Source organism: Streptococcus sp. ELY_125, assembly GCF_058314535.1.
In genome coordinates, this window is sequence record NZ_JBZFUM010000040.1 from 1 (window position 1) to 5,309 (window position 5,309).

1 tRNA gene and 3 rRNA genes are annotated in these 5,309 nt (G+C 50.3%); all 4 read left to right on the forward strand.

Annotated features, from left to right (window positions below):
* Positions 1-103 precede the first annotated feature (103 nt).
* Positions 104-1,651: ribosomal RNA gene (locus tag AC4HAL_RS10860) — 16S ribosomal RNA — on the forward strand.
* A 197-nt stretch (positions 1,652-1,848) separates the two neighbouring features.
* A tRNA-Ala gene (locus AC4HAL_RS10865) sits at positions 1,849-1,921 on the forward strand.
* Positions 1,922-2,171: 250 nt separating this feature from the next.
* Positions 2,172-5,072, forward strand: a 23S ribosomal RNA gene (locus tag AC4HAL_RS10870).
* Between the two features lie 120 nt (positions 5,073-5,192).
* Positions 5,193-5,308 (forward strand): 5S ribosomal RNA (gene rrf, locus AC4HAL_RS10875).
* The 16S, 23S and 5S rRNA genes sit together here with 1 tRNA gene alongside, the layout of an rRNA operon.
* The last annotated feature ends 1 nt before the right edge of the window (position 5,309 follow it).

Sequence of the window (5,309 nt, forward strand, 5' to 3'; positions counted from 1 at the left end):
AAGACCTTTGAGAACTGAATAGACAAGAAACCAAGCGTGCGGGTTAAGGAATTAACCTGTCAAAAATACGAAAATAAGTCAGAAATGACTGAGTTAGATTAACTTTAATGAGAGTTTGATCCTGGCTCAGGACGAACGCTGGCGGCGTGCCTAATACATGCAAGTAGAACGCAGAAGGAAGGAGCTTGCTTTTTCTGGATGAGTTGCGAACGGGTGAGTAACGCGTAGGTAACCTGCCTGGTAGCGGGGGATAACTATTGGAAACGATAGCTAATACCGCATAAGAGGGGTTAACGCCTGTTAACCTTTTAAAAGATACAACAGTATCACTACCAGATGGACCTGCGTTGTATTAGCTAGTAGGTAGGGTAGCGGCCTACCTAGGCGACGATACATAGCCGACCTGAGAGGGTGAACGGCCACACTGGGACTGAGACACGGCCCAGACTCCTACGGGAGGCAGCAGTAGGGAATCTTCGGCAATGGGGGGAACCCTGACCGAGCAACGCCGCGTGAGTGAAGAAGGTTTTCGGATCGTAAAGCTCTGTTGTCAGAGAAGAACGTTGTGTAGAGTGGAAAGTTACACAAGTGACGGTAACTGACCAGAAAGGGACGGCTAACTACGTGCCAGCAGCCGCGGTAATACGTAGGTCCCGAGCGTTGTCCGGATTTATTGGGCGTAAAGGGAGCGCAGGCGGTTTTATAAGTCTGAAGTTAAAGGCAGTGGCTCAACCATTGTTGGCTTTGGAAACTGTAGGACTTGAGTACAGAAGGGGAGAGTGGAATTCCATGTGTAGCGGTGAAATGCGTAGATATATGGAGGAACACCGGTGGCGAAAGCGGCTCTCTGGTCTGTCACTGACGCTGAGGCTCGAAAGCGTGGGTAGCGAACAGGATTAGATACCCTGGTAGTCCACGCCGTAAACGCTGAGTGCTAGGTGTTGGGTCCTTTCCGGGACTCAGTGCCGGAGCTAACGCAATAAGCACTCCGCCTGGGGAGTACGACCGCAAGGTTGAAACTCAAAGGAATTGACGGGGGCCCGCACAAGCGGTGGAGCATGTGGTTTAATTCGAAGCAACGCGAAGAACCTTACCAGGTCTTGACATCCCGATGCTATCCCTAGAGATAGGGAGTTACTTCGGTACATTGGAGACAGGTGGTGCATGGTTGTCGTCAGCTCGTGTCGTGAGATGTTGGGTTAAGTCCCGCAACGAGCGCAACCCTTATTGTTAGTTGCCATCATTGAGTTGGGCACTCTAGCGAGACTGCCGGTAATAAACCGGAGGAAGGTGGGGATGACGTCAAATCATCATGCCCCTTATGACCTGGGCTACACACGTGCTACAATGGTTGGTACAACGAGTCGCAAGCCGGTGACGGCAAGCTAATCTCTGAAAGCCAATCTCAGTTCGGATTGGAGGCTGCAACTCGCCTCCATGAAGTCGGAATCGCTAGTAATCGCGGATCAGCACGCCGCGGTGAATACGTTCCCGGGCCTTGTACACACCGCCCGTCACACCACGAGAGTTTGTAACACCCAAAGTCGGTGAGGTAACCTTCGGGAGCCAGCCGCCTAAGGTGGGACGGATGATTGGGGTGAAGTCGTAACAAGGTAGCCGTATCGGAAGGTGCGGCTGGATCACCTCCTTTCTAAGGAAAAACTAAGTAACGGAGGGCGTTTAAAAGCGACTTGATTTTAGGAAACCAAGGCAGTATGCTTGCATACAAGGTGGTTTATCTAAATCACAAGCTTTTAGCCCGAGTACAATTTAGCCGATAAGGTTAATGGTACCCTTATTTAGCTACGGAAGCACGCTTGGTGTCTATTTAGTTTTCAGAGGTTTTGTGGGGCCTTAGCTCAGCTGGGAGAGCGCCTGCTTTGCACGCAGGAGGTCAGCGGTTCGATCCCGCTAGGCTCCATAGGATACGAATCCTACTAAACTTAATAGAAGTGAAGTTGAACCCGAGACTAACTTCTTAGGAAAATAGATAATCTTCCTAGTGTGCAAGTCACACGTCGTCAGATTCCTAATTTTCTACAGAAGTTTTCGCTGAAGCGAACCGTCTCTTAGTATCCTAAACTTGCCCATTGACAATTGAATATCTATCAAAAAAGTAACAAGAAATAAACCGAAACGCTGTAGAAACATATTAAAGAGTTTTTTAATAAGGTTAAGTTAATAAGGGCGCACGGTGGATGCCTTGGCACTAGGAGCCGACGAAGGACGTGATTAACGACGAAATGCTTTGGGGAGCTGTACGTAAGCTTTGATCCAGAGATATCCGAATGGGGGAACCCACTAACTGCTGGTTAGTATCCCTACCTGTTAAGGGTAGCGGAGGGAAGACGCAGTGAACTGAAACATCTCAGTAGCTGCAGGAAGAGAAAGCAAGAGCGATTGCCTGAGTAGCGGCGAGCGAAAAGGCAGGAGGGCAAACCAAGTTGTTTACAACTTGGGGTTGTAGGACTGTGACATGGGCACAAGAGTTATAGAAGAATGATCTGGAAAGGTCAGCCAAAGAGAGTAAGAGCCTCGTATTTGAAATAGCAGCTTGAGCCTAACAGGATCCTGAGTACGGCGAGACACGTGAAATCTCGTCGGAAGCTGGGAGGACCATCTCCCAACCCTAAATACTCCCTAGTGACCGATAGTGAACCAGTACCGTGAGGGAAAGGTGAAAAGCACCCCGGAAGGGGAGTGAAATAGAACCTGAAACCGTGTGCCTACAAGAAGTTCGAGCCCGTTAATGGGTGAGAGCGTGCCTTTTGTAGAATGAACCGGCGAGTTACGTTTACGTGCGAGGTTAAGTTGAAGAGACGGAGCCGCAGGGAAACCGAGTCTGAAGAGGGCGCATAAGTACGTGGATGTAGACCCGAAACCAGGTGACCTACCCATGAGCAGGTTGAAGGTGAGGTAAAACTCACTGGAGGACCGAACCAGAGTACGTTGAAAAGTGCTTGGATGACTTGTGGGTAGCGGAGAAATTCCAAACGAACTTGGAGATAGCTGGTTCTCTCCGAAATAGCTTTAGGGCTAGCGTCGACATTGAGAATCTTGGAGGTAGAGCACTGTTTGGGTGAGGGGTCCATCCCGGATTACCAATCTCAGATAAACTCCGAATGCCAAGTATTTATGGTCGGCAGTCAGACTGCGAGTGCTAAGATCCGTAGTCGAAAGGGAAACAGCCCAGACCACCAGCTAAGGTCCCCAAATAATTGTTAAGTGGAAAAGGATGTGGGGTTGCACAGACAACTAGGATGTTAGCTTAGAAGCAGCTATTCATTCAAAGAGTGCGTAATAGCTCACTAGTCGAGTGACCCTGCGCCGAAAATGTACCGGGGCTAAAACAATTTACCGAAGCTGTGGATCCCGTAAGGGATGGTAGGAGAGCGTTCTATGTGCCTTGAAGGTATACCGTGAGGAGTGCTGGAGTGCATAGAAGTGAGAATGCCGGTATGAGTAGCGCAAGACAGGTGAGAATCCTGTCCACCGTAAGACTAAGGATTCCAGGGGAAGGCTCGTCCGCCCTGGGTTAGTCGGGACCTAAGGAGAGACCGACAGGTGTATCCGATGGGCAACAGGTTGATATTCCTGTACTAGAGTATAGAGTGAAGGAGGGACGCAGAAGGCTAACTCAACCGGACGACTGGAAGAGTCCGGCCAAGCAGTGAGGCGTGGACTGAGTCAAATGCTTAGTTCTGTAACGTTGAGCTGTGATGGGGAGCGAAGTTTAGTAGCGAAGTGAGTGATGTCACGCTGCCAAGAAAAGCTTCTAGCGTTAATGTATACTCTACCCGTACCGCAAACCGACACAGGTAGTCGAGGCGAGTAGCCTCAGGTGAGCGAGCGAACTCTCGTTAAGGAACTCGGCAAAATGGCCCCGTAACTTCGGGAGAAGGGGCGCTGGCTATAAGGTCAGCCGCAGTGAAAAGGCCCAAGCAACTGTTTATCAAAAACACAGCTCTCTGCGAAATCGCAAGATGATGTATAGGGGGTGACGCCTGCCCGGTGCTGGAAGGTTAAGAGGAGTGCTTAGCGTAAGCGAAGGTATGAATTGAAGCCCCAGTAAACGGCGGCCGTAACTATAACGGTCCTAAGGTAGCGAAATTCCTTGTCGGGTAAGTTCCGACCCGCACGAAAGGCGTAATGATTTGGGCACTGTCTCAACGAGAGACTCGGTGAAATTTTAGTACCTGTGAAGATGCAGGTTACCCGCGACAGGACGGAAAGACCCCATGGAGCTTTACTGCAGTTTGATATTGAGTATCTGTACCACATGTACAGGATAGGTAGGAGCCATAGAAGCCGGGACGCTAGTTTCGGCAGAGGCGCTGTTGGGATACTACCCTTGTGTTATGGCTACTCTAACCCGATTGGCTAAACGTCAATGGAGACAGTGTCTGACGGGCAGTTTGACTGGGGCGGTCGCCTCCTAAAAGGTAACGGAGGCGCCCAAAGGTTCCCTCAGACTGGTTGGAAATCAGTCGCAGAGTGTAAAGGTATAAGGGAGCTTGACTGCGAGACGGACAGGTCGAGCAGGGACGAAAGTCGGGCTTAGTGATCCGGTGGTACCGTATGGAAGGGCCATCGCTCAACGGATAAAAGCTACCCTGGGGATAACAGGCTTATCTCCCCCAAGAGTTCACATCGACGGGGAGGTTTGGCACCTCGATGTCGGCTCGTCGCATCCTGGGGCTGTAGTCGGTCCCAAGGGTTGGGCTGTTCGCCCATTAAAGCGGCACGCGAGCTGGGTTCAGAACGTCGTGAGACAGTTCGGTCCCTATCCGTCGCGGGCGAAGGAAATTTGAGAGGATCTGCTCCTAGTACGAGAGGACCAGAGTGGACATACCGCTGGTGTACCAGTTGTTCTGCCAAGAGCATCGCTGGGTAGCTATGTATGGAAGGGATAAACGCTGAAAGCATCTAAGTGTGAAGCCTCCCTCAAGATGAGATTTCCCATGACGTTATGTTAGTAAGAGCCCTGAGAGAAGATCAGGTAGATAGGTTGGGAGTGGAAGCGTTGTGAGACGTGAAGCGGACCAATACTAATCGCTCGAGGACTTATCCAAAGATAAGTAACGGAGGGCTTTTAGCCCGAGTACAATTACTTAGTATTGACAGCTAGAGGTTAGGCTTGATACAATAGATAGGTATTCAATTTTGAATTGGCAAACTAAGTCCATTCATAGTTAAGTGACGCTAGCCTAGGAGAGACACCTGTACCCATGCCGAACACAGTCGTTAAGCCCTAGTACGCCTGAAGTAGTTGGAGGTTGCCTCCTGCGAGATAGGGGAGTTGCTTAGCA